At 71.3% G+C, this 22,812-nt stretch carries 20 protein-coding genes; 11 read left to right on the forward strand and 9 right to left on the reverse strand.

What is annotated here, in order from left to right; genetic code table 11:
• Nucleotides 1-35 precede the first annotated feature (35 nt).
• Nucleotides 36-1,073 carry a carcinine hydrolase/isopenicillin-N N-acyltransferase family protein gene (locus ACZ5PB_RS28195; protein ID WP_468694821.1) on the forward strand — a complete coding sequence of 346 codons (1,038 nt, stop codon included), beginning with the start codon at nt 36-38 and terminating at the stop codon, nt 1,071-1,073.
• Nucleotides 1,074-1,241: 168 nt separating this feature from the next.
• On the forward strand, nt 1,242-2,525 hold the full coding sequence (locus ACZ5PB_RS28200; protein WP_468694924.1) for an MFS transporter: 1,284 nt from the start codon (nt 1,242-1,244) through the stop codon (nt 2,523-2,525).
• 79 nt (nt 2,526-2,604) lie between these two features.
• Here the strand turns inward: ACZ5PB_RS28200 and ACZ5PB_RS28205 are convergent, their stop codons facing one another.
• The 4 genes from ACZ5PB_RS28205 to uvrB all read right to left on the reverse strand — a co-directional run bounded on the left by ACZ5PB_RS28205 (nt 2,605) and on the right by uvrB (nt 8,877).
• Nucleotides 2,605-3,582, reverse strand: coding sequence for a TerC family protein (locus ACZ5PB_RS28205; protein WP_468694925.1), 978 nt, complete (start codon nt 3,580-3,582; stop codon nt 2,605-2,607).
• A gap of 283 nt (nt 3,583-3,865) precedes the next feature.
• Nucleotides 3,866-5,926 carry a TerD family protein gene (locus tag ACZ5PB_RS28210; protein WP_468694823.1) on the reverse strand — a complete coding sequence of 687 codons (2,061 nt, stop codon included), beginning with the start codon at nt 5,924-5,926 and terminating at the stop codon, nt 3,866-3,868.
• Between the two features lie 102 nt (nt 5,927-6,028).
• Complete coding sequence (locus ACZ5PB_RS28215; RefSeq protein WP_468694825.1) at nt 6,029-6,607, reverse strand: TerD family protein; 579 nt, start codon at nt 6,605-6,607, stop codon at nt 6,029-6,031.
• Between the two features lie 140 nt (nt 6,608-6,747).
• Nucleotides 6,748-8,877, reverse strand: coding sequence for an excinuclease ABC subunit UvrB (uvrB, locus tag ACZ5PB_RS28220; protein ID WP_468694827.1), 2,130 nt, complete (start codon nt 8,875-8,877; stop codon nt 6,748-6,750).
• Between the two features lie 258 nt (nt 8,878-9,135).
• On the opposite strand from uvrB, the gene ACZ5PB_RS28225 reads away from it, so the two are divergent.
• The 3 genes from ACZ5PB_RS28225 to ACZ5PB_RS28235 all read left to right on the forward strand — a co-directional run bounded on the left by ACZ5PB_RS28225 (nt 9,136) and on the right by ACZ5PB_RS28235 (nt 11,968).
• A complete protein-coding gene (locus ACZ5PB_RS28225; protein ID WP_468694829.1) occupies nt 9,136-10,023 on the forward strand; it encodes a glycerophosphodiester phosphodiesterase in 888 nt (295 codons plus the stop codon).
• Nucleotides 10,024-10,063: 40 nt separating this feature from the next.
• Nucleotides 10,064-10,624, forward strand: coding sequence for a methylated-DNA--[protein]-cysteine S-methyltransferase (locus ACZ5PB_RS28230; protein WP_468694830.1), 561 nt, complete (start codon nt 10,064-10,066; stop codon nt 10,622-10,624).
• A 63-nt stretch (nt 10,625-10,687) separates the two neighbouring features.
• On the forward strand, nt 10,688-11,968 hold the full coding sequence (locus ACZ5PB_RS28235; protein ID WP_468694832.1) for an MFS transporter: 1,281 nt from the start codon (nt 10,688-10,690) through the stop codon (nt 11,966-11,968).
• Between the two features lie 18 nt (nt 11,969-11,986).
• On the opposite strand, the gene ACZ5PB_RS28240 is transcribed toward ACZ5PB_RS28235, so the two are convergent.
• Both ACZ5PB_RS28240 and ACZ5PB_RS28245 read right to left on the reverse strand, forming a co-directional pair.
• A complete protein-coding gene (locus tag ACZ5PB_RS28240; RefSeq protein ID WP_468694834.1) occupies nt 11,987-12,358 on the reverse strand; it encodes a cupin domain-containing protein in 372 nt (123 codons plus the stop codon).
• Between the two features lie 11 nt (nt 12,359-12,369).
• Nucleotides 12,370-12,825: an SRPBCC family protein gene (locus tag ACZ5PB_RS28245; protein WP_468694835.1), complete on the reverse strand. Its 456-nt coding sequence runs from the start codon at nt 12,823-12,825 to the stop codon at nt 12,370-12,372.
• A gap of 173 nt (nt 12,826-12,998) precedes the next feature.
• On the opposite strand from ACZ5PB_RS28245, the gene ACZ5PB_RS28250 reads away from it, so the two are divergent.
• A complete protein-coding gene (locus ACZ5PB_RS28250) occupies nt 12,999-13,304 on the forward strand; it encodes a GlsB/YeaQ/YmgE family stress response membrane protein (RefSeq protein WP_468694838.1) in 306 nt (101 codons plus the stop codon).
• 16 nt (nt 13,305-13,320) lie between these two features.
• Here ACZ5PB_RS28250 and ACZ5PB_RS28255 read toward each other — a convergent pair whose 3' ends face one another.
• Complete coding sequence (locus ACZ5PB_RS28255) at nt 13,321-13,974, reverse strand: nucleoside/nucleotide kinase family protein (RefSeq protein WP_468694840.1); 654 nt, start codon at nt 13,972-13,974, stop codon at nt 13,321-13,323.
• Nucleotides 13,975-14,050: 76 nt separating this feature from the next.
• Here ACZ5PB_RS28255 and ACZ5PB_RS28260 point away from each other — a divergent pair, with 76 nt between their 5' ends.
• Together ACZ5PB_RS28260 and ACZ5PB_RS28265 are read left to right on the forward strand one after the other, a co-directional pair.
• Nucleotides 14,051-14,848 (forward strand): SDR family NAD(P)-dependent oxidoreductase, encoded by a 798-nt coding sequence (locus ACZ5PB_RS28260; RefSeq protein ID WP_468694842.1) that lies wholly within the window; start codon nt 14,051-14,053, stop codon nt 14,846-14,848.
• 27 nt (nt 14,849-14,875) lie between these two features.
• On the forward strand, nt 14,876-15,262 hold the full coding sequence (locus tag ACZ5PB_RS28265; RefSeq protein WP_468694843.1) for a MerR family transcriptional regulator: 387 nt from the start codon (nt 14,876-14,878) through the stop codon (nt 15,260-15,262).
• 449 nt (nt 15,263-15,711) lie between these two features.
• Here ACZ5PB_RS28265 and ACZ5PB_RS28270 read toward each other — a convergent pair whose 3' ends face one another.
• The gene (locus ACZ5PB_RS28270) at nt 15,712-16,446 is read right to left on the reverse strand and encodes a DUF7873 family protein (RefSeq protein ID WP_468694845.1); all 735 of its coding nucleotides are present in this window, start codon (nt 16,444-16,446) and stop codon (nt 15,712-15,714) included.
• Between the two features lie 73 nt (nt 16,447-16,519).
• On the opposite strand from ACZ5PB_RS28270, the gene ACZ5PB_RS28275 reads away from it, so the two are divergent.
• The 3 genes from ACZ5PB_RS28275 (at nt 16,520) to ACZ5PB_RS28285 (ending at nt 20,605) form a co-directional block, all read left to right on the forward strand.
• On the forward strand, nt 16,520-17,284 hold the full coding sequence (locus ACZ5PB_RS28275; RefSeq protein ID WP_468694847.1) for a DUF2293 domain-containing protein: 765 nt from the start codon (nt 16,520-16,522) through the stop codon (nt 17,282-17,284).
• A 57-nt stretch (nt 17,285-17,341) separates the two neighbouring features.
• The gene (locus ACZ5PB_RS28280; protein ID WP_468694851.1) at nt 17,342-18,688 is read left to right on the forward strand and encodes an MFS transporter; all 1,347 of its coding nucleotides are present in this window, start codon (nt 17,342-17,344) and stop codon (nt 18,686-18,688) included.
• Between the two features lie 381 nt (nt 18,689-19,069).
• Complete coding sequence (locus ACZ5PB_RS28285) at nt 19,070-20,605, forward strand: CDP-glycerol glycerophosphotransferase family protein (RefSeq protein WP_468694853.1); 1,536 nt, start codon at nt 19,070-19,072, stop codon at nt 20,603-20,605.
• On the opposite strand, the gene ACZ5PB_RS28290 is transcribed toward ACZ5PB_RS28285, so the two are convergent.
• Nucleotides 20,582-22,768 carry a tetratricopeptide repeat protein gene (locus tag ACZ5PB_RS28290; protein ID WP_468694854.1) on the reverse strand — a complete coding sequence of 729 codons (2,187 nt, stop codon included), beginning with the start codon at nt 22,766-22,768 and terminating at the stop codon, nt 20,582-20,584. The genes ACZ5PB_RS28285 and ACZ5PB_RS28290 overlap by 24 nt on opposite strands.
• Between the last annotated feature and the right edge of the window lie 44 nt (nt 22,769-22,812).

The raw sequence follows: 22,812 nt of genomic DNA on the forward strand, positions 1-22,812 counted from the left end.
CATAGTGGAGGGGAGCGCCCAGGGAGGGCCGAGCCATGAGGACGTCCAGGGCGGCCGCCGCGACAGCCGCCCCGCTGCTCGCACTTGCCGTGCTGTTGTCCGGCTGCACGGCGGCCCCCGCCTCGGATCGCCCGGAACGCCCGGCTCCGGTGACCTCCACGGGCGCGCTCCCCGCGGCGGACGCCGCCAAGCTGAGGTCGCTGCGCAAGGTGGACGACCACCCCCTGTGGCAACTGCGCTACGAGGGCACGTACGACCGGCTGCGCGAGGTCACCCCGCCGACGGTGCCCGTTCCGGCCGACGCGGGCTTCGGCTGCTCGCTCTTCTTCGCCCACGGCAACCGCGCGGACCCCCAGTTCGCGCGGAACTTCGACTGGCAGCACGGCCCGGCGCTGCTGCTCTACACCGACCCGCCGGACGGCTACGCGTCGGTGTCCGTCGTCGACACCACCTACCTCGGGCTGCGCAGCGCGGCCGACTTCACCACCGAGCGGGGCAAACGGGGTCTGCTCCAGGCCCCGTTGCTGCCCTTCGACGGGATGAACAGCAAGGGCCTGGCCGTCGGCTTCGCGTCCGTCGACCGGGCGGAAGGGCCCAAGGGCGGCAAGAAGGTGGGCAGTACGCGCATCGTGCGGATCGCCCTCGACAAGGCGGCCACCGTCGCGGAGGCGCTCAAGTTCTTCGACACGTACGAACTCGACTTCACCGACAGCCCTCCGCTGCACTACTTCCTGGCCGACGCGACCGGCGACTCCGCCGTGGTGGAGCTCGTCGACGGGAAGATCGCGGTCGCCGAGCGCGGCCGGCAGCCGTGGAACGGCGCCGTCAACTTCACGTTCGCCGACACCCCGGTGGGCGCCCGCCAGAACGACTGGCGCTACAGGGCGGCGACCGGCGTGCTCGACACGGCGAAGGGCGCACTGGGACAGGCACAGTCGGTGGACCTGCTGCGCACCGTCGCGCAGTCGCACACCCAGTGGTCGGTCGTCTACGGCATGAAGAGCGGCAAGGTCACCCTGGTGACGGGGCAGCGCTGGCAGACCCGGCACAGCTTCACGCTGCCCATGGAGTGACCTCGTACGCTGACCTCCCGGGTGATCTTTTCCGGCGCGTCGGTACGACTAGTCGGGGATTGCCCCTCGGGGCAGTGCGGCACAGGGTAACGAGGGCGCATGCACGCTTCGGAATCCCTCCCTCAACAGTCACCACAATCACCGGAATCACCGGCCCAGTCCCCCTCGATGCTGCGGCTCGCCACCGCCTCGCTCGCCGGAACGGCCATCGAGTTCTACGACTTCGCGATCTACGGAACGGCCGCCGCCCTCGTCCTGGGGCCGCTCTTCTTCCCGTCCTTCTCGCCCCTCGCGGGCACCCTCGCCGCCTTCGGCACCTTCGGCGTCGGCTTCCTGGCCCGCCCGATCGGTGCTGTTCTCTTCGGGCACATCGGTGACCGATTCGGCCGACGGCCCGTTCTCTTCTCTTCGTTGATCCTGACCGGAGTGGCCACCGTCGCGGTCGGCTGTCTGCCCACCTACGACTCCCTCGGCATCCTCGCGCCCGTCCTGCTGCTCCTGCTCCGCTTCCTCCAGGGCCTGGGCCTCGGCGGCGAGTGGGGCGGGGCGGTGCTGCTGACCGCCGAGCACGCGCCCGCCAACCGCCGTGCCCTGTGGGCGAGTTTCCCGCAGACGGGACCCTCCATCGGATTTCTGCTGGCCAACGGCGTGATGCTGGCGATGTCGGCACTGCTGACGGACGCGCAGTTCACCTCGTGGGGCTGGCGGGTGCCGTTCTGGGTGGCGGGTCTGCTGGCCGCCGCCGGACTGCTGCTGCGCAGCTCGCTGGAGGAGACGCCCGACTTCAAGCGGCTGGCGGAGCAGGGGGAACGGGCGGGCGCGCCGTTCGTCGAGATCGTACGCAACCACTGGCGCCTGGTCCTGCTGACGGCCGGCGCGCTCTCGCTGGGCTACGCGCTCGTCTACACGATGTCGACCTGGGCGCTCGCGTACGGCACCGAACGGCTCGGCGTGGAGCGCACGGTCATGCTGGGCTGCATCATGGCGGCGGTGTTCCTGAAGGGGCCGCTGATCCCCCTGGCGGCGGTGCTCAGCGACCGGTTCGGGCGGCGGCCGATGTGTCTGGCGGGGTGCACGCTCAGCACGCTGTGGATCTTCCCGATGATCGCGCTGCTCTCGACGGCCGAACCGGTGTGGATGTTCCTGGGCTTCCTCGGCGGAGCGGTCTCGTTCGCCGCGATGTTCTCGGTGATCGGCGCCTATCTGCCGGAGCTGTACGAGCCCCGGGTGCGCTGTACGGGGGCGGCCGTCGGCTACAACCTCGCCGGGGTGCTCGGCGGGGCGCTCACCCCGCTCCTCGCGACCGCCCTGTCGCAGGGCGAGGGGCCGCCGTGGGGTGTGGCCGGGCTGCTGACGGGCATGGCCCTGCTCAGCCTGGGGTGCTTCGCGCTGCTGCCGGAGACGCGGCCGGTGGCGGCCCGGGGTGTCGGGGCGGAGGCGGCTCCGGCCTGATCCCCGTACCCCGGCAGGAAAAAGAGGAGGTGGACGGCTTCGGCGCCGTCCACCTCCTCCTGCGTCACTCAGCTCCTGGTCAGGAGTCGATCGGCGCCTTGTCCGACTTCGCCGCCTCGGCGGCCTCCGCCGCCTCCCGCTTCTTGTTGGCGATCAGGCTGGTGATCGTCGTGATGACGAGGACACCGCCGATGACCGACAGCGAGAAGCCGATGGAGATCTCGGGGACGCCCACCCCGTTCTCGTGCAGGGCGTGCAGCACCAGCTTGATGCCGATGAAGCCGAGGATCACGGACAGGCCGTAGCTCAGGTGGACCAGCTTCTTGAGCAGTCCGCCGATCAGGAAGTACAGCTGGCGCAGACCCATCAGCGCGAAGGCGTTCGCGGTGAAGACGATGTACGGGTCCTGGGTGAGGCCGAAGATCGCGGGGATCGAGTCCAGTGCGAACAGGATGTCCGTGGTGCCGATGGCCAGCATGACGACCATCAGCGGCGTCATGACGCGCTTGCCGTGCTTCTGGACGAAGAGCTTGGTGCCGCTGTACTTGTCGTCGACGCCGAAGCGCCGCTCGGCGGCCTTGAGGAGACGGTTCTCCTCCCACTCCTCCTCCTCTTCGCTGGCCCGCGCCTCCTTGATCAGCTTCCACGCGGTGTAGATCAGGAACGCGCCGAAGATGTAGAAGACCCAGGAGAAGTTGGCGATGACCGTGGCACCGAGCGCGATGAAGATCGTGCGCAGGACCAGGGCGATCAGCACACCGACCAGCAGCACCCGCTGCTGGAGGTGGGTGGGCACCGAGAACTTCGCCATGATCAGGATGAAGACGAAGAGGTTGTCGACACTGAGCGACTTCTCGGTGACGAAGCCGGCGAAGAATTCGGCGGACGCCTGGGTCGTACCGAAGATCATCAGGCCGAACCCGAAGAGGACGGCCAGCGCGATCCAGACGATCGTCCAGATCCCGGCTTCCTTGATCGATACGTCGTGGGGCTTGCGCCCGATGAGGAAGTCCACACCGATCAGGGCGGCGAGCCCCAGGACGGTGAAGACCCACATGCTCGTTGAAACGTCCACTGCGCCTCCGGCAGATAGCTACGGCAACTCAATCAGCGTCGTCGCTGCCGGAGGTCTCTTCCACCCGAGCCGCTCCATGGCGTGCGCCGGGCCGATGCCCCGGGACCGATGGCGGTCCGTATTGACGGGTACATCGCAGGCCGGGAGTACTCCCCTCCGCTCCGCCGAGAGTACAGGAAGTACCAAGAGAAGGTAAAGGGCTTAGTAAAGGTTTAGGTAAATACGCAGGTCAGTGGCTTTTGCTTGCTCTTGGGAAAGGGTCGTTTCACCGGCCCAGGGCCCTGCGCGCGGCAGCCACCTGGCTGAGCACGTTCCACAGGACCTGGCTGCCTGGCGGGGCGAGCAGCGGTTCGTACGTCCAGGCGTGACCGACCCATGGATCGGCCAGGTGGGCGTCGGGCACCGGGGTGAGTCGCAGCAGCGAACGCCACAGCGGGTCGAGCACCGGACCGTACGCACTGGCCTCCTCGCGGTCGGCCACCATCAGCAGGTGTACGCCGACGGACGGGCCCTCGTCCGCGAGGTAGCGGAGCTGGGTGACGGCACGGTCGTCGAAGCCGTGCGGGAAGTCGTTGACGATCAGCAGCTGCTCGGCGGTGTCCAGGTGCGGCGGCAGCGCGTCCGACGCCCCTGCCCTGACCGCCATCTGTACGAGGTCGACCCGCTCGGTCAGCTTCGCCAGTACGCTCTGCACGCCCTGGGCACCGGCCGCCGGCGGCTCGGCGAGCACTCCGGACTTGACCAGCGGGGCGAGGGCCGCCTGCGCGGAGCCCGCCGGGTCGATGACGTGCACCGTGAACTCACCGGCCGGGTACGCCCCGAGCAGGCGGGCGGCGTGCGCGACGGCGGTGTCCATGGACTGGCGGCGCAGCTGGTCGGTGTCCATCATCATCGCGGCCTCGGAACCGGTCCGTCCGCTGTCGATCCACAGTCCCCGCTCCAGCGGCAGCCGGACGAGGAGCGGGATGTGCAGCTCGGGCCGCTCCGGCAGGTGCAGATCGCCGATGCGCAGTGCCATCGGGATCTCCATCGGAACCCGGTAGGCGTGCCAGGCCGGGTTGTCCCAGCGGGCGAAGGACGGCGGCAGGGCGGGCTCGACGACCTCGGACTCGGCGATCAGCTGGGCGAGGTCGCGGTCGAGCACGGCGCGGGCCTGCTCGACGAGCTGGTCGCGCTTGGCGCGGGCGGTCTCACGGGCCAGGTCTCCGGCGTTGCCGATGCGGCTGCGGGGGTCGGAGAGGACCTTGTCGAGCTCCTGCTCCATGCGGGACTCGGCGAAGTCGACGGCGCTGCGGTAGGCGGCGGCGGTCCGGGCCAGGTCCTCGAACATGCCCCAGACCTGGTTGTACAGGCGCTCCTCCAGGGACCAGCCGGAGGCGTCGCCCGCGACGGGGCGCGGCGGCTGGCCGGGCTGGTGCGGGGCGGGCTCGGGGCGGCCGGGCGGTGCGGGCGGGGGCGGCGGGGGTGTGGCGGGTGCGGCGGCCTTGCGGCGGGGGTGGCTGTAGTTGACGGGCCCGTTGGGGGCCGGGGCCGGGGCGGGCGGCGGGGTGGGGGCGCTGGAGGGGGCAGCGGAGGGGCCGGGGGTGGGGCCGGGGACGGAGGGGCCCGTGGGATCGGCACCCGCGCCCGCATGGTGACCGAGGCCCGTGTCCTGGCGGCCTGCATCCTGGCGGGCTGCGTCCTGACGGGCCGCGTCCTGGCGGGCCGGGGAGGCCTGCCTGCGGGACCGTTCGCCCTCGGCGGTACGGGGCGGGGGCGCGGCCACCGAACGGGCCAGACCGCTGCCGACCGCCTCCTGGATGGTGGCGGCCAGTTCGTGGGCCTGCCCGAGGCCCTGGTCGGCGAGCATCTCGGCGAGACCGCCCGCGTACCCCTGGCCGACGGCCCGTACCTTCCAGGCCTCTCCTCGCCGGTAGAGCTCCAGGGCGACGACGGCGGACTCGGCGTCCAGCCCGGTGAGCGTGAAGGTGGCCACCTCGTCGCCGTCCAGGGACGTGACGGCGACGAAGGGCGCGGCGACCGCGCCGAAGCGGGCCGGGAAGCCGGCCGCGGTCGGCAGTGCGAGGAGCACGTTCACCCGGTGCACGTCCTCGGGGAGCGCGCCCAGGTCGACGGCGAGCCGGTGGTCGGCGGCGGCCTGCCGGGACACCTCCAGGCCCGGCAGCTGGGGCGTGCCGGGGTGGGCCACCCATTCCACGCCCCGTACGGTGCCCTGCTCGTCGCCGAGCGTGGCTCCGGCGACGACCGGCTGCCCGGCCGAGACCCGGATCTCCAAACGGGCCTGGGGCAAGGGGTGGTTCTGCCCCCGGACCAGCTCGGCCGTCATCGTCTCTCCCCCAGGTCGATCGCAGCTCCCGGCGGCCTGCTGCCTCCGGGAGCTGCGGTGTTGCTGCGCGTGCGGTGTTGCGCGGTGCTCTGTCCGTACGTCCTACAGGTGCGGCAGGATCGACGGCATCAGGTCCTGGAAGGTGCGCCCGTTGGCCGGGTTGCCGAGGGCCGTCATCTGCCAGCCGGCACCGGCGCGGCTGACCTTCGCCATGATCTGGGCGGTGTACTGGCCGCCGCCGTCGAGCGTGAAGCGGGCCATCTCCTGGCCGTTGGTCTCGTCGACGATGCGGCAGAACGCGTTCTGCACCTCCTGGAACGTCTGGCCGGTGAAGGAGTTCACCGTGAAGACGATCTGGTCGATGTGGACCGGAACGCGCTGCAGGTCGACGAGGATCGACTCGTCGTCGCCGCCCTGACCGGCGCCGCCGACCAGGTTGTCCCCGGTGTGCTTGACGGAGCCGTCGTCGCTGACGAGGTGGCGGAAGAACACCACGTCCACCGGCTGCTTGTCCGCGAACAGCACCGCCGACGCGTCGAGGTCGACCTCGCGGGTGCGCGAGCCGAACAGACCACGGCGCGGCGCCGCCTGCCAGCCGAGCCCCATCCGCACCGCGGTCAGGGTTCCCCCATCGCTCTTCTGCAGGTTGATGGCCTGGCCCTTGGTCATGTTGACCGTCACGCGCTACCCCTCTCCACGATCCCCAGCACCGCCCGTGTGTGCGGTTGAGCAGCACCCTACGCAGTTCCCCGGAGAGGGTCGCAACCCCGGTGCCTTTTGTGTCGGTCCTGCAACACTCCGCGACGCGCCCGCGCCGTGCGTCACGCCTGTCCCGCCTCCCTCATCTGCCGCAGCTCCTTCTTGAGTTCGCCGACCTCGTCGCGCAGCCGGGCGGCCACCTCGAACTGGAGCTCCGCGGCCGCCGCCCGCATCCGGGCGGTCATCTCCTCGATCTGCTCGGCCAGTTGGGCCGCCGGGCGGTCGGTGAGGACCTCCGCGCCCTTCTTCCCCTTCGCGGACTTCGCCGCCTTGCCGCCGAGCGCCGGGACGGGCGCCTTGGCGTCCTTGCCGGTCCTGGGCTTGCGGTAGTCGGTGCCGAGGAGCTCCTCGGTGTCGACCTCCTCGCGGGCGATGGTCGCGACGATGTCGTTGATCTTCTTGCGGAGCGGCTGCGGGTCGATGCCGTGCTCCTTGTTGTACGCGACCTGCTTCTCGCGGCGGCGGTTGGTCTCGTCGATGGCCTTGGCCATGGCGGGGGTGACCGTGTCCGCGTACATGTGGACCTGGCCGGAGACGTTGCGCGCCGCGCGGCCGATGGTCTGGATCAGTGAGGTGCCCGAGCGCAGGAAGCCCTGCTTGTCGGCGTCGAGGATGGCGACCAGGGAGACCTCGGGGAGGTCGAGGCCCTCGCGCAGCAGGTTGATGCCGACCAGTACGTCGTACTCACCGGCGCGCAGTTCGCGCAGCAGCTCGATGCGGCGCAGGGTGTCGACGTCGCTGTGCAGGTAGCGCACCTGGATGCCCAGTTCGAGGAAGTACTCGGTGAGGTCCTCGGCCATCTTCTTGGTGAGCGTGGTGACCAGGACGCGTTCGTCGCGCTCGGTGCGCAGCCGGATCTCGTGCACCAGGTCGTCGATCTGCCCCTCGGTCGGCTTGACGACGACCTCCGGGTCGACGAGGCCGGTCGGGCGGATGATCTGCTCGACGAAGCCGTCGCCGCGGGAGAGTTCGTAGGTGCCCGGGGTCGCGGACAGGTAGACGGTCTGGCCGATCCGCTGCTGGAACTCCTCCCACTTCAGGGGGCGGTTGTCCAGCGCGGACGGCAGCCGGAAGCCGTGGTCGACCAGGGTCCGCTTGCGGGAGGCGTCGCCCTCGTACATCGCGCCGATCTGTGGGACGGTGACGTGCGACTCGTCGAGGACGAGGAGGAAGTCCTCGGGGAAGTAGTCGAGGAGGGTGTGCGGGGCGGTGCCGGGCGCGCGGTCGTCGAAGTGCATCGAGTAGTTCTCGATGCCGGAGCAGCTGCCGATCTGCCGGAGCATCTCCAGGTCGTAGGTGGTCCGCATGCGCAGTCGCTGGGCCTCCAGCATCTTGCCCTGCTTCTCCAGCTCGGCGAGGCGGTCGGCGAGCTCCTTCTCGATGCCGTTGACCGCCTTCTCCATGCGCTCGGGGCCCGCGACGTAGTGGCTGGCGGGGAAGACGTACAGGCTGTCGTCCTCGCTGATGACCTCGCCGGTGAGCGGGTGCAGCGTGGACAGGGCCTCGATCTCGTCGCCGAACATCTCGATGCGGACGGCCAGTTCCTCGTAGACCGGGAAGATCTCGATGGTGTCGCCGCGGACCCGGAAGGTGCCCCGGGTGAAGGCGAGGTCGTTGCGGCTGTACTGGATGTCGACGAAGCGGCGCAGCAGGGCGTCGCGGTCGATCTCCTCGCCGACCTTGAGGCTGACCATGCGGTCGACGTACTCCTGCGGGGTGCCGAGGCCGTAGATGCAGGAGACGGAGGCGACCACGATGACGTCGCGGCGGGTGAGCAGGGAGTTCGTCGCGGAGTGGCGCAGCCGCTCGACCTCCTCGTTGATCGAGGAGTCCTTCTCGATGTAGGTGTCCGACTGCGGGACGTACGCCTCGGGCTGGTAGTAGTCGTAGTACGAGACGAAGTACTCGACCGCGTTGTTCGGCAGGAGCTCCCGGAACTCGTTCGCCAGCTGGGCGGCGAGGGTCTTGTTGGGGGCCATGACGAGCGTGGGGCGCTGGAGCTTCTCGATCATCCAGGCGGTCGTCGCCGACTTGCCCGTGCCGGTCGCACCCAGCAGGACGACATCCTTCTCACCTGCGCGAATGCGCTTCTCCAGCTCGGCGATGGCCGCCGGCTGGTCACCGCTGGGCTGGTAGGGGCTGACGACCTCGAAGGGCGCCACCGTACGTTCGATCTTGGAAACGGGCCGCATGCAACCACCGTACGACCCACCACTGACACTCGTGCGGTGATCGGCCGCCCGGGGCGCGGGAGCGGGGGGGTGCGGGAGCGGAGGGCCGCCCGTTCGGCCGGTCGGCCGAAGTGTCACCTGTGTACCGGATCTGTCACGGGCCGTGATGGATGCACGTGTCACACCGTTCACCCCATGGCCATTTCGCACCTGTTTCACATTGGCACGCAGCTGTCACGCTCGGTCGCCCGAGCCGTCGTCTCGCGCAAGGAGAGATCCATGCTCACCACCCTCGCCGTCACAGCGACCCTGACCGCTCTCGCGAGCGGGACCGCCGGTGTCGTCCACTCCCCGGCCGCCCCCGCGGGCGCCCCCGCCGCCCCTGCCGCCGCCCCCGTCGTCATCGCCCACCGCGGCGCCTCCGCCTACGCCCCCGAGAACACGCTCGCCGCCGTGGACAAGGCGCGCCGGCTGGGGGTCGACTGGGTGGAGAACGATGTGCAGCGCACCAAGGACGGCGAGTTGGTGATCGTCCACGACGACTCCCTGGCGCGTACGACCGATGTGGAGCAGGTCTTCCCGGGCCGGGCCCCGTGGAAGGTCAAGGACTTCACGGCGGCGGAGATCCGCCGGCTCGACGCGGGCAGCTGGTTCGGCCCCGCGTACGCGGGCGCGCGCGTGCCGACGCTGAAGCAGTACCTGAAGCGGGTCGACAAGAACCACCAGAAGCTGCTGATGGAGGTCAAGAACCCGGCCCTCTACCCGGGCATCGAGAAGGACGTCGTCGCCGTCTTGCGCAAGGAGGGCTGGCTGGACCGCGCCCATGTGCGGAGCAGGCTGGTCGTGCAGAGCTTCAGTGCGGACAGCGTGCGCGCGGTGCACGAGCTGGTGCCTGCGGTGACCACCGGCTTCCTCGGCACCCCGGCGGTCGCGGAACTGCCGCGGTACGCGGCGTACACCGATCAGATCAACCCGCAGCACGGGACGATCGACGCGGGGTACGTGGCGGCGGTGCACCGGCTGAAGGGGGCCCACGGGAAGCAGCTGAAGGTGAACACCTGGACGGTGGACGACGTGGTGAACGCGGCGAAGGTCAAGGGCTTCGGGGTGGACGGGATCATCAGCAACCGGCCCGATGTGGTGAGGGGCGTGGCCGGGAAGTCCTGAGGGCGGAGCCACTGTCAGTGGGGGGTCGTACCTTGGGAACGTGAACAGCGACGTGGGTGGGGTTGTCGAGTGGGGCCTCGTGGGGAGCGGCATCGGGCCCCTTCTCCTGGCCGCCACCGAGGCCGGGCTGGTGACCGTGGCCATGCATGCGGACGAGCGGGTCCGGGAGAAGGTCCTCGACGGGCTGGCCGCCCGCTTGGGAAGTGAGCTCGTCGAGGTCGTGGAGCCCGGTGGCGCGGGCTCGCGGCTGGCCGAGCCCGCGCGGCAGCTCGCGGCCTACTTCGCGGGCGAGCTGCGGGAGTTCGACCTTCCCCTCGACTGGTCGCTGACCACCGGCTTCAACCGGCAGGTGCTCCGCGAGCTCAACGACTCGGTGCCGTACGGAAACGTCGTCGCGTACGGCGACCTGGCCCGCCGCGTCGGCCAGCCCGGCGCCGCCCAGGCCGTCGGCGCCGCCATGGGGTCGAACCCGCTGCCGGTCGTCGTGGCCTGCCACCGCGTGGTGGAGAGCGACGGCGGACTCGGCGGATTCGGCGGCGGGCTGGAGACCAAGCGCGTACTGCTGGCGCTGGAGGGGGTGCTGCCGCAGCCGCTGTTCTGACCCGCGCCGGTTTCCCCGCAAACCCCGTATCGCCCACCCGAGGCGTGCTGGCACACTGCGGCAGTGACGACGACCAGTTCCCCCGTGCCCGCCCCCGTCTCCGCCGAGGCGTTGCCCGCGCTCCAGCGGCGTACCACCGCCGTGCTCATCGTGAGCCAGATACTCGGCGGCCTCGGAGTGCCCATCGGCATCACCCTCGCGCCCGTCCTCGCCACGGAGATCGGCGGCACCGAGGCCGTGTCCGGGCTGGCCCCCACCGCGTCCGTGGTGGGCACGGCCCTGTTGTCCGTACCGCTCGCCTCCCTGATGACGCAGCGCGGACGGCGGCCCGGTTTCGTCCTCGCGTACCTGGTCGGGGCGCTCGGGGCGGCCCTCGTCGTGGTCGCCGCCCTCGCGGAGAGCTTTCCGCTGCTGCTGCTCGGCATGGCGGGATTCGGCGCGGCGTCCCTCGCGAACCTCCAGGCCCGGTTCGCCGCGGCCGACCTGGCAGCCCCCGACCGGCGCGCCAGGGCGATCTCCACGGTGGTGTGGGCGACGACCCTCGGCGCGGTGCTCGGGCCGAACATCGCGGCCCCGGCCGGGCGTATCTTCTCCGGCACCTCCATACCCGTGACGGCGGCCCCGTTCGTGTGGGCCGCCGTCATCTTCCTGGTCACCGGGGTGATCGTCGCCGTACTGATGCGCCCGGACCCGCTGCTGACCGCGCGGGCGCTGTCCCCACAGGCGGACGACACTCCCGCGAACCGCTCCCTGAAGGCGGGCATCGCCGCCGTGAAGGCGTCCCCGCGAGCCCGCCTGGCCCTGGTGACGGTCGCCGTCACGCACACCGCGATGGTGTCGATCATGACGATGACGCCGGTGCACCTGGGGCACCACGGCGCGGGTCTGCAACTGGTGGGGCTGGTCATCAGCGGGCACATCGCCGGCATGTACGCCTTCTCGCCCGTCATGGGCTGGCTCGCGGACAGGCTCGGCCGGCTGTCGGTGATCGGCCTGGCGGCGGGCCTGCTGTCCCTCGCCGCCCTCCTCGCGGGCACCTCGGGAGGCAGCCACGGGCAGACCGCGGCGGGACTGTTCGTTCTCGGTCTGGGCTGGTCCGCCGGGCTGGTCTCGGGCTCCGCGCTGCTCACGGACTCCGTGCCGCAGCCCGCCCGCGCCGCCGTGCAGGGGCTCTCGGACCTGACGATGAACTCGGCTGCCGCTGTCGGCGGCGCGGCGGCCGGACTGATCGTCGCGCAGGCGGGCTACGGCTGGCTCAACGCGGCCGGAGCCCTCCTGCTGCTGCCGATGGCCGCGCTGGCCCTCTTCACGGCGCGTACCTCTCCGGCGAAGGCCCGAGGATGACGGGCCTCGAAGGGGGATTCAGAGGGTGATGTGGTAGGCCTTGCGCAGCGTCTCGTGCACCGTCCAGGTCGTACGGTCGCCCTCGCGCAGCACACACGCGTCGCCCGGTCCGATCTCCAGGGTCGCGCCGCCCTCCACCGCGACGGTGGCACGACCGCTGACCACCACGAAGAGCTCGTTGGCCTCGGTGTCGGTCACCACGCCCGGCGTGATCTGCCAGATCCCGCGCAACTGCTTGCCGTCCGGGGACTCCCACAGCACCTTGCCGGTGACCTCCGGGGTGCCGGAGACGATCTGCTCCGGGTCGAGCGGCTCGGCCTCCAGTTCCGCGTCCGGAATGTGGACGGCGAACGAGGCAGGAGCGGAAGAAACTTGATCAATTGTCGTCATGGCCGGTCACCTTAGCGAGCACTTCCGGCCAGCTGTGCGGCGAGGTGGTCGAAGAAGCCGTTCCATCCCGCCTCCGCCCGGGCGTACTCCTCCGCCGTGAGGTTGGCGCCGATCTGCTGGAACCGCATCCCGGTCCGCCCCTCCCCCAGATCCGCGAACGCCACGGTCACCAGCTCTCCCTCGGCCCCGTCGTCCGAGCTGCGGTCGGCGAGGGTGAGCATCAGCCGTTCCGGCCGTACGACCTCCTGGTACTCGCCCCAGAACGGCAGTTCCGCCCCGTCGGGCGCGATCATCGTCGCGTGCCAGGCGCCGCCCGGTCTGACGTCCAGGAGCACCCCGTCCACCGGGACGTCGAGCGCGGCTCCGAACCAGCCCGCGAACCGTTCGGGCTCCGTCCACGCCTCGTACACCCGCTCCCTCGGTGCGTCGAGGACGCGGGTGAGGTCGATGCCCGCCGTACTGGCCATGGTGGTGGTCCCTTCCGGCCCTCGGGCTCCCGCCCGTCGCCTCTCGCCCCGTGCACCTCAGATGCTCGCCGAATCAACCCAAACCGGCAATACCGGCAAGGCGTGCCCCGGCGTACTCAGGGCACAGGTATGGGCACAGGTAAGGGCACAGGCCTCTACAGGGAGCTACGGCCATGGAGATATCAGGCGTCATCAGCGCACTCGTGATCGGCATCGTCATCGGCGTGCTCGGCCGGCTCGTGGTCCCTGGCCGGCAGCGCATCGGCATCCTGTGGACCATCGCGGTGGGTATCCTCGCCGCACTCGCGGGCGCGGCGATCGCCGAGGCGTTCGGTGTGTCCGACACCAAGGGCGTCGACTGGGTCGAGTGGCTCATCCAGATCGCTCTCGCCGCGCTCGGCGTCGCCGCACTGGACCGTTTCAAGGGCAGCGGGCGGAGCCGGGGCCGGAGCCGCGTCCGCGGACGCAGCCACAGGTAGTCACTGCCGCCGGTGGTCACTGCCGCTGGTGGTCGGGCAGGCCCGTCCAGGCCGGATGCCGCGGGTCGTCGGCCCGTACGACCACGTCCGCGGCGTCCAAGGGGCCGACCTCCTCCTCGTAACGCACGAAGGCGGGCAGCATCCACTGCTCGCCCTCGTCGGTACGTCGCCGCAGCGCGCCCGCCGACAGTCGTACGTACACCGACAGATCGAACGGGAACCAGCGCCCGAGCAGCAGCGGTCCGTGCAGCAACAGCACCGCACCGTCCGGGAGTTGGCGGTACGGGCTGCGGGTCGCGCGGTCGGTGGCCGGGTCCCAGAGGTCGGGCAGCACGCGTCCGGTGCCGCCGGGTTCCAGGGGGCCGAACACCTCCCGCCAGAGCGCTCCGGTGTCGAACCAGCCGTCGAAGTACGTGTCGGGGTCCCGCTTCCCGTACTCGAAGCGCAGCGAGGCGGGGCGCAGGAAGCCCTCGGTGTCGACGACGTGGACGGTACGTCCGCGCAGGCGGAGTGCGGCCGCGATCCGCTCGGCGCATTCGGCGGTGCGGGCGGCGGGCGCACCGTCCACGGCGACCTTCAGCCAGGGGCTGCCGTCGGCAGGCGTACGGGTGTCGAGGTGGTCGGCGAGGGTGTCGGCGAGGCGTTCCCAGGTGATCGGTCGGAGCTGCACCCGGCCATCATCGCCGGTCCGGCCGACGGCTTCCGCTTGACCTTGCCGTTGGCGGCAGGGTCGGAGCATCACCGTCATGAACAGCGCACGCAACAGCAGCAACAACCAGGACCGCCGGGCCGTCGTCGTCACCGGGGCGGGCACCGGCATCGGCCGCGCCACCGCGCTCGCCTTCGCCGCCGAGGGGGCGGCGGTGATCGCGGTGGGCCGCAGGGCGGAGCCCCTCGCGGAGACGGCTGCCGCCGTGGAGCCCCGGGGCGGCGGGCGGATCGTCCCGTTCGTGGCGGACCTCACCGAGGACGGCGCGGCCGAGGCCGTCGTCCGCGCGGCCACGGAGACGTACGGCCGTCTCGATGTACTCGTCAACAACGCCGGGATCGTGGGCGAGGGCGCCCTCGGCACGTACACCCGCCCCGGCATCGAGTCCCAGCTCGCCACGAACCTCGTCGCACCGGTGCTGCTGACGCAGGCCGCACTGCCCGCATTCAGCAAGGACGGCGAGGGTGCCGGCGGGGTCGTGGTCAACGTGACCACTTCGGTGGGGCAGCGCGGCTGGCCGGGGAACTCCGTGTACGCCGCGACGAAGGCCGCGCTCGAACTGCTCACCCGCAGCTGGGCGGTGGAGCTCGCCCCGCGCGGAATCCGGGTCGTGGCCGTCGCCCCAGGCGCGATCGACACCCCGATCGGCGCGCACCAGGGCCTGTCGGCCGAGCGGCAGGACGCGGTACGGAGGTGGCAGATCGCGCACACCCCGATGGCCCGGATCGGCCGCCCGCAGGAGGTCGCCTGGGCGATCACCCGGCTCGCGTCGCCCGAGGCGTCGTTCGTGACGGGTACGGTGCTCGCGGTGGACGGGGGTGCGGTGGTCGCCTGACCCGTACGGCAGGAGGAGGGGCGCGGGATGCGCATCGGGGAACTCGCGCGGGCGACGGGCTGCACGCCCCGCGCCCTGCGCCACTACGAACAGGCGGGCCTGCTCACGTCCCTCCGCTCGCCGAACGGCTATCGGGAGTACGACGCCGGGTCGGCCGTGGTCCGGGTGCGCAACATCCGTCAACTCCTGGACGTGGGGCTGACGTTGGAGGACGTACAGGCCTTCGGTCCGTGCCTGGACGGGAACGTGCTCGACGCCGCGCCGTCGGACGGTGCGCTCAGGATCGCGCGGGAGCGGCTGGCGGTGCTGGACGCGCGGATCGCGGCGCAGACGGCGGCCAGGGAGAAGCTGGCGAGCGCACTCGCCGGGGCGGCGGCTCCCGGCCCTGCTGCAGGCCCTGACCCATTCCCCTGACCCATTCCCCGGTCCCGGCCCCGGTCCCGGAAATGCCGGAGCGGACTCGGAGGATTTGGCCATCCTCCGAGCCCTGTAGGTGCCGTCGTCATGCGCACACCGGCACACTTGAGGGCGAGGGTCAGTCGTCACATCGCTGTGTTCTGCCTTTAAACTACCGCGCATCGTCGGGTCGTTCAGAACAAAAGCTGCACGGGCTGGAATTGAACCAGCATCCAGCGATCAAAGCCCTCGCCCGGTCGATCCGGTGATCGACGGCAATGCTGAGTCTGGAGCAATAGTCTGAGATTGAACGCGGTCTGCCTCTGCCGGAATTGGGCTACCGCAGCCCGAATGCTGCGGGGAGGATTTGAACCTCCACTGGAACCGCGCATCACGACAAGCCTCATCTTCAGCTTGCGCTCCTGGCGCACCCCCACCGCACTTCGGCGGCAGGGGAGTTTTTGACGCTACCCGAAGAGGTAGCCGAACACCACGTCCCCGACGCGCCGGTCGGTGACCTCGGCGCCGTTCGCCTCCTCACGGGCGTACTTGACCGCCTGCTGGAGCTTTTCGACCCGGCCGAGGAGTTCGTTGACCCGCCGCGCGGGCAGCGCTCCGGAGAACTTCACGGTCGTCCAGTAGCCGACCGGTACGTCCTCGTAGTACACCTCGACCTGCGCCGGGTGCTTCTCGGTCGCCTCCGCCTTGACGTGATTGCGCGGCACCTTCTTCGTACGAACGGTACGGACCGGCGGGTCGGTCTTCCAGGCGTCCGTCGAGGGGTCCTGCGCCCACGACTCGGCGGCGTCCAGCACGGGCAGCTTGCGCACGAAGGTGTGGATGTCCGTCAACTGCTTCTCCAGGAAGAGCAGATAGGAGACGGGCACGGAATTCAGCAGTACCCTGCCGTCCACCTCGACATCTGCGCGCGCCTCACAATTCGCCCAGTCCTTGGTGGCGGTCACGTCGAAAAGGCGGGTGAGTGCGTTCGCGGTGTCGCGCAGTACGTCCTCGGCCTTCACCTGCACTCGCGTCGACTCGGGCGGAAGCTGCTCGCCCTCCTCGTCCTTCGGCTGATACGTACGGGAAATGCCCGCCAACAGGCCCGGTTTCTGGAGACCGTGATGGGCCGCCGTCAGGTCCTGGTGTGCCTTGGACTTGACGCCTTTCTCGACTGCGATGATCTGATTGAGTTTCGCCACACCGGAAAGCTAACAGCGTCAACGTCCACTGTTCCAGCGATTATTGATCGGCGAAGGACGGTAAGTCCTTGGCATGACTTCCCTCCCGGCGGAACCGACGGATCCGCCCGACCCGACGGGCCCGCACGAGCCGACGGATCCGCCCGACCCGACGGGCACGCCCGACCCGGTGACGTACCCCCTGGCCGGTCCCGTCGTCATCGAGCCGCTCAGGCGCCGCCACTGCGCGGAGTGCCGGCAGGGCCCGCTCCCCCTCCACGTGCTGGAGTTCAACGCGCCGCGCTGCCTGGACTGCGCCGACCTCGGCCACCTCGTCCTGCTGCCGCGCGGCAACGCCGCCCTCACCCGCCGTGCCCGGGAGGGCAGTGCGCTGTGGGCGGTGGTCGTCCGCTTCCACCGGCGCCGCAAGCGGTACGAACGTCAGGGCCTGCTCGTCGAGGAACAGGCCCTGGCCCGCGCCGAGTCGGCCTGCCTCGCGGACGCCGACGCCCGGGAGCGCCGCAGGGTCAGGGACGCCGCCCGCCGGGCCGCCGGGGACGTCACCTTCACGGCCTCCTTCGCCGCCGCGATCCTCGGCCTCTTCCCCGGCTGCCCGCCGGAGCGGGCCCGCGCCGTCGCCGCCCACACCGCACAGCGGGGCAGCGGCCGGGTCGGCCGCAGCGCCGCGGGGCGCGCCCTGGACGAGGGCGCCGTGACGGCGGCGGTGCGGGCCGCGGTGCGGCACGAGGACACCCCGTACGACAGCCTGCTGATGGCGGGCGTCCCCCGGCACGAGGCGCGGGCACGGGTGGCGGAGGCGATCGAGACGGTGCTGGAGGCGTGGCGGGCAGGGGGTTGAAGGGCGCCGGCGGGGGAGGATGACACCCCCCACACACCAGGCGAGGTACCAGCCGCGATGACCACCCCTGCGCCACGTCCCCACGACGGAGCGGAGCTCGCCCCCTCGCTCGACGAAGCGCCGCTGCGCCCCTTCCACCTGCGGGTCACCGCCACCACCTTCGGCGCGAACTTCTCCGACGGGTACGCGCTCGGCATGATCGGCGCCGTCCTGACCACCCTCACGGACGCCCGCCACCTCTCCGGCGTCTGGCAGGGACTGCTGGGTGCTTCGGCGCTGATCGGGCTGTTCTTCGGCAGCATCGTGCTGGGCCGGGTCGGCGACATCATCGGCCGCCAGAAGCTGTACATCTACAACTTCGTACTGATCACCGTCGCCTCCGCCCTCCAGCTCTGGGCGCACGATCCCGCCGTCCTCTTCGTCCTGCGCCTGCTGATCGGCTTCGGTCTCGGGGCGGACTACGCGGTCGGTCCTACGATGCTGTCGGAGTTCGCGCCGAAGCGGCTGCGCGGGCTGCTGCTCGGCTCCCTCACCGTGATGTGGACGGTCGGTTACGTCCTGGCCGGGATCCTCGGCACCTGGCTCGGCGGCACCGAGCACGCCGCGTACCTCCTCCTCGCGTCGGGCGCGCTGCCCGCCGCCCTGGTGCTCCTGCTGCGCTTCGGCACCCCGGAGTCGCCGAGCTGGCTGGTCAGCCAGGGGCGGGTGGCGGAGGCCAGGGAGATCGCCCGCCGCTATCTGCGGTCCGAACTGGGCGACACGGCCGTGGCCGCCGCCGTCGCCCCGTCGGCCACGTCTGCGGCGGCGTACCGCGAACTGTTCGCGCCCGGCCAGTCGCGCCGCACCTGGTTCGGCCTGATCTTCTACAGCGCCCAGGTCCTGCCGTACTTCGCGATCTACACCTTCATGCCGACGATCCTGCTCGCCCTGGACGTCGAGGACGCCGACCTCCAGAACTTCCTCCTCAACCTCTTCCTGCTGGCCGGCGGCGTCATCGGCCTGTGGTTCCTGCAACGCACCGGCCGCCGCCCCCTGGTGATCACCACCTTCGCCGTGATGACCTGCGCCCTGACCCTGATGGGCGCCCTCAGTCATGCCTCCTCGGTGGCCCTGATGATCCCGTTCCTCGTCTACACCTTCGTCATGGCGGGCGCCTCCAACCTCACCCAGGTCTATCCCGCCGAGCTCTACCCCACCCACCTGCGCGCCACCGGCGTCGGCTTCCTCAACGGCACGAGCCGCATCGCGTCGGCGATCGGCACGTTCGTCCTGCCGGTGAGCCTGGAGTCGCTCGGCCTGAGCTGGTCGATGTACTGGCTGGCGGGGGTGCTGCTGATCGGGACGGTGGCGTCGGTGGCGTGGGCGCCGGAGACGAAGGAGGTGGGCACCACTTCCGGGGGGTGAACGCCGGCCTTCACCCTCGGGCGGCTGCCGGGCGGTGCTTGTCGTACGGTGTCGGGGCCGGGGGACGGCGGAACGATCAGACGCCGAGGGGTTGTGGTCCGGGGTGATACACGCTAATCGGACCATGATCGCGAACCGCGAACCGCGAACCGCGAACCGCGAACCGCGAACCGCGAACCGCGAAGTGCGCGCGGTCCACGGTTCGCCGCTGCCTCCGTCCCTGATGCCGGTGCCGTCCCCCTCGTCTCCCCGCTCCCCCGTCTCCGCGTCCCCGTCGGCCCGGACGCCGACCGCTGGCGTACCCTCCCCGGCCGCCGCACCCTCGTCGCCGTCGCCCGTACCGTCACCTCCACGGTCCGGGTCCTCGACGTTCTGCGGCCCGTGCTGCGTGACGATCCCCGGGTCGACCTCCTGTTCGCGTACGACCCCACCTCCGCGTTCAGCGGCGGCGTACTGGAGCTGCTCTGCTCGCTCGGGATACGTACGCTCCCCTGGGACCAGTTCCGCGCCCTGTCCCCCGCACCGGACCTGATCGTCACCGCCACCGAGAACGCCGACCTCGTCGACGCGAGCGGCCACCGCGGCACCCCCGTTCTGGTCCTCCTCCACGGGGTCGGCTTCCACAAGCGGGTCCCCGATGCCCGCAGCCGGGACGACCGGCTCGCCGGGATGGTTCCCGAGGCGCTGCTGCCGCGCGCCCTGCTGGCCCTCTCCCATCCCGACCAGGCGGTCCAGTTGCGGGAGTCGTTCCCCGCGAGCGCCGGTCGTACCGTGCTGGTCGGTGACCCCAGCCACGACATGCTCGACGCCGGGCGGGACCTGCGCGACCGGTACCGGCGCGTCCTCGGTGTCCGGGACGGCCGTCGGCTGGTCGTCGTCAGCTCCACCTGGCGCGACCGCTCCGTGCTGGGCCAGGACACCTTGCTGCCCGCCCGGCTGCTCGCCCAGCTCCCGCTGGACGAGTACGCGGTGGCGCTCGTCACGCACCCCAACATCCCGGCCGCCCACGGCGACTACCACCTGGACACGGTGCTCGCCTCGGCCCTCGACGCCGGGCTGCTGCGCATCCCTCCGGAGCACGGCTGGCAGGCGGCGCTCCTCGCCGCCGACCTCCTCATCGGCGACCACGGTTCGGTGACCTTCTACGGTGCCGCGCTGGGCACTCCCGTCCTGCTGGGCGCGTTCGCCGAGGCGGAGGTCGTCCCCGGTACGCCCATGGCCGAACTGGGGCGGGTCGCGCCGTACCTCGATCCCACCGCTCCGTACCTCCCCCAGGTCGAACGGGCGGTGGACGGTCACGACCCCGCACTCCTGCGCAAACTGGGCGAGAGCGCGCTGATCACGCCGGGCCGCTCGCTGCCGCGACTGCGCAGCCTGGTCTACGAGGCCCTGGACCTGCCCGCGCCACCCGGCCGGGTCCGGCTGCTGGCACCGGAGGATCCGGTTCCGCGTGCCTGGGTGACGGGGGACGCCGTTCACCTCGCCGCCCGGTTCGAACCGGCGGCCGGGAGGGTGACGGTACGCCGTTTCCCGGCGGCCGTCGCCGAGTTCGGCCCTGCGGGCAGTGCCGACGACGGCGGGATCCGTCATCTGCACTGCTCCGACGAGGAGCGGGACCTCGGGCTGCGGCAGCGCGCCGAGACGCTGACCTCGCTCGATCCGGAGCGTGCGCTGGCCCGCCATCCGCGGGCCCGACTGGCGGTCGGACCGGTGTCGCGGGGACGCTGCCGCATCCTGCTCGACGACGGGCGGGCAGTGGACGCTTCAGCCACCGGCCCTGGGGCGGATCCGGCGCTGCTGGCCGCCGTGGTGCACGCGCTGATGTGGGCCGGGGAGCCCTTGGCCGGGCGTTTCGCGCTGGTGGTGGGGTCCGGTGCGGAGGAGGAAGTGGTGCTACGGACGGCCGCCGTCGGCTGAGTTGCCAGTGTTGCTCGTATTGCCTGTGTTGTTCGGGCCGCCCTCGCGGTGCTCCAGTTGTTCCCGCAGTTCCCGGGCGCGTGGGCTGCCGCCCGCTTCGTAGATCTCCAGTGCCCTGGTCAGCTGTTCCTCGCGCGCCGCGTGGTCGCCGGTCAGGGCGTGGAGCTCGGCCAGTTCCTCGCGTGCCTGCGCCTCGTAGTGGGTGGCGCCGACGCCTGCCAGTTGCGCTGCGGCCCGTGTCAGCTCTGCGAGCGCCGTGTCCGTTTCGCCGAGTTGCGCGCGTACGGAGCCGAGTGCGGCCAGGGCCCTGGCCCCCATCCGCTCGTCGGGCCCGCCGGGCAGGTCCGCGAACCGGCGCACCGCGTCCTCCAGCGTGTCCCGCGCCGCCTCGTACCGCTTGGCCGCGCTCTGCGCACGCCCGAGGAAGTAGCGGCCGATGGCCTTTCCGCGGTGGTCGCCGGCCGCCTCGTACAGCGCCATCGCCTCCTCGTAGTTGGCGATCGCGCGCTGCGGTTCGCAGGCGTCCAGGTATCGCCCGTAGAACTCGCGCGCGGAGGCCCGCAGCAGTACGTCACCGCTGTCGTCCGCCCGTACGACCGCCGCTTCCAGCTCCGTACGGGCCCGCTCGCGCTCGTCGAGGTCGAGCAGCGGCCGTGACAGCAGGCAGCGCAGCCGGGCCTCGGTGAACGCGTCGCCACCCGCCACGGCCGCGGCCACTCCCAGCTCTCCGGACACCAGCCAGTCGGCCAGGTACCTGCGGGTGAGGAAGAGGGCGGTGAGCGCCTCCGCCAACTCGGCGACCGAACCGTGGAGTTGTTGGGCCGCCGCGGCCCTCATCGTCTCGATCAGCTCGGCCCGCCGGGTGTCCAGCCAGTCCAGCGCGGCGTCCTTGTCCCGGAACGGCCCCCGGGCGTCCGGCAGCCGCTGGACGTGCCGCCCGGCGCGCAGTCGGCCCCCTGTGATCGTCCGGTCGGCGTACGCGGCCGTCTCCAGCAGCCGCTCCGTCGTACGGGCGACGACCGGGCCCCCGTCGCGCACCGCGTCGGCCCGTTCACGTGCGTGCAGGCGGACCAGTTCGTGGAATCCGTACCTCCCGTCGGAGTACGGGAAGACCAGCCCGGCCTTGCGCAGCACGCCGAGCAGTTCCCCGGCCGCCGCCTCCTCCCGGTCCGCCACGGCGGCGGCGAGCGTGGCGTCCCAGCGGGGTGCCGGGCACAGCCCGAGCAGGGTGTAGAGGCGGGCCGCCTCCGGGGGCAGGCTCGCGAAGGCCAGTTCGAACGAGGTCGTCACGACGGGCTCCCCTTCCAGGGACAGGACGGACAGGCGGCTTCCCTCGTCGTCCAGTTCGTCGGCAAGGGTGGCGAGGCGACGGTCGGGCCGCTCGGCCAGCAGGGCCCCGGCCACCTGGAGGGCGATCGGCATTCCGGCGCAGGCACGCACGATGCGGGCGGCGGCCCCGGGCTCGTTCGTAACGCGTTCGGGGAAGGGCTCGCAGTGCCATTCGAGCACCTGGCGCCCCTCTTCGACGGTGAGCGGTTCCAGGAACCTCAGCCGGGCGCCCCGGGGCCGCAGCCTTCCCAGCGGCCCCTGGCTGGTGACCAGGACGAGGCTGCCGGGCGCCCCCGGTGAGAAGGAGGCGACCTGGGTGTCCTCGGTGACGTTCTCCAGCACCACCAGCACGGCCCCGCGCTCGGCCGTACGGCTGCGGAACCACGCCTCCAACTCCCGCAGGGTGGAGGGCATGTAGGTGTCGTCGACGCCCGTCGCCCGCAGGCAGGCGCGCAGTGCCTCCGCGACGTCACCACCGGCCCGGCGGCCGCGCAGCGCGCCGAAGTCGACGTAGAGGTCACCGCCCGGGAAGCGGTCGCGGACCCCCTCGGCCCACCGGCTGACCAGCTGGCTCTTGCCCATACCGGCGAGCGCGTGCACACAGCCCACTCCGACGCCGCCGGTGCTCGCGTCGAGCCATTCGTCGATCACCGCACGCCATGCGTCACGCCCGACGAACGGCTGTGTGTGCAGCGGGATCTGACGTGGCGTCAACACTTCACGCGATGGGGCCGGGTGGAGGTGGAAGTCGCCCCGCACCGTGCCGATCTGTGCGACGGTCCCGCTCACCACTCCCGAGATGTCGTTCCGCACGCCACCCGACTCGACACCCATGTGCGCACCCCTCCCCCGCCGACGGCCCTTGTGCACAAGCTACT

Source organism: Streptomyces sp. NPDC032721 (genome assembly GCF_055579625.1).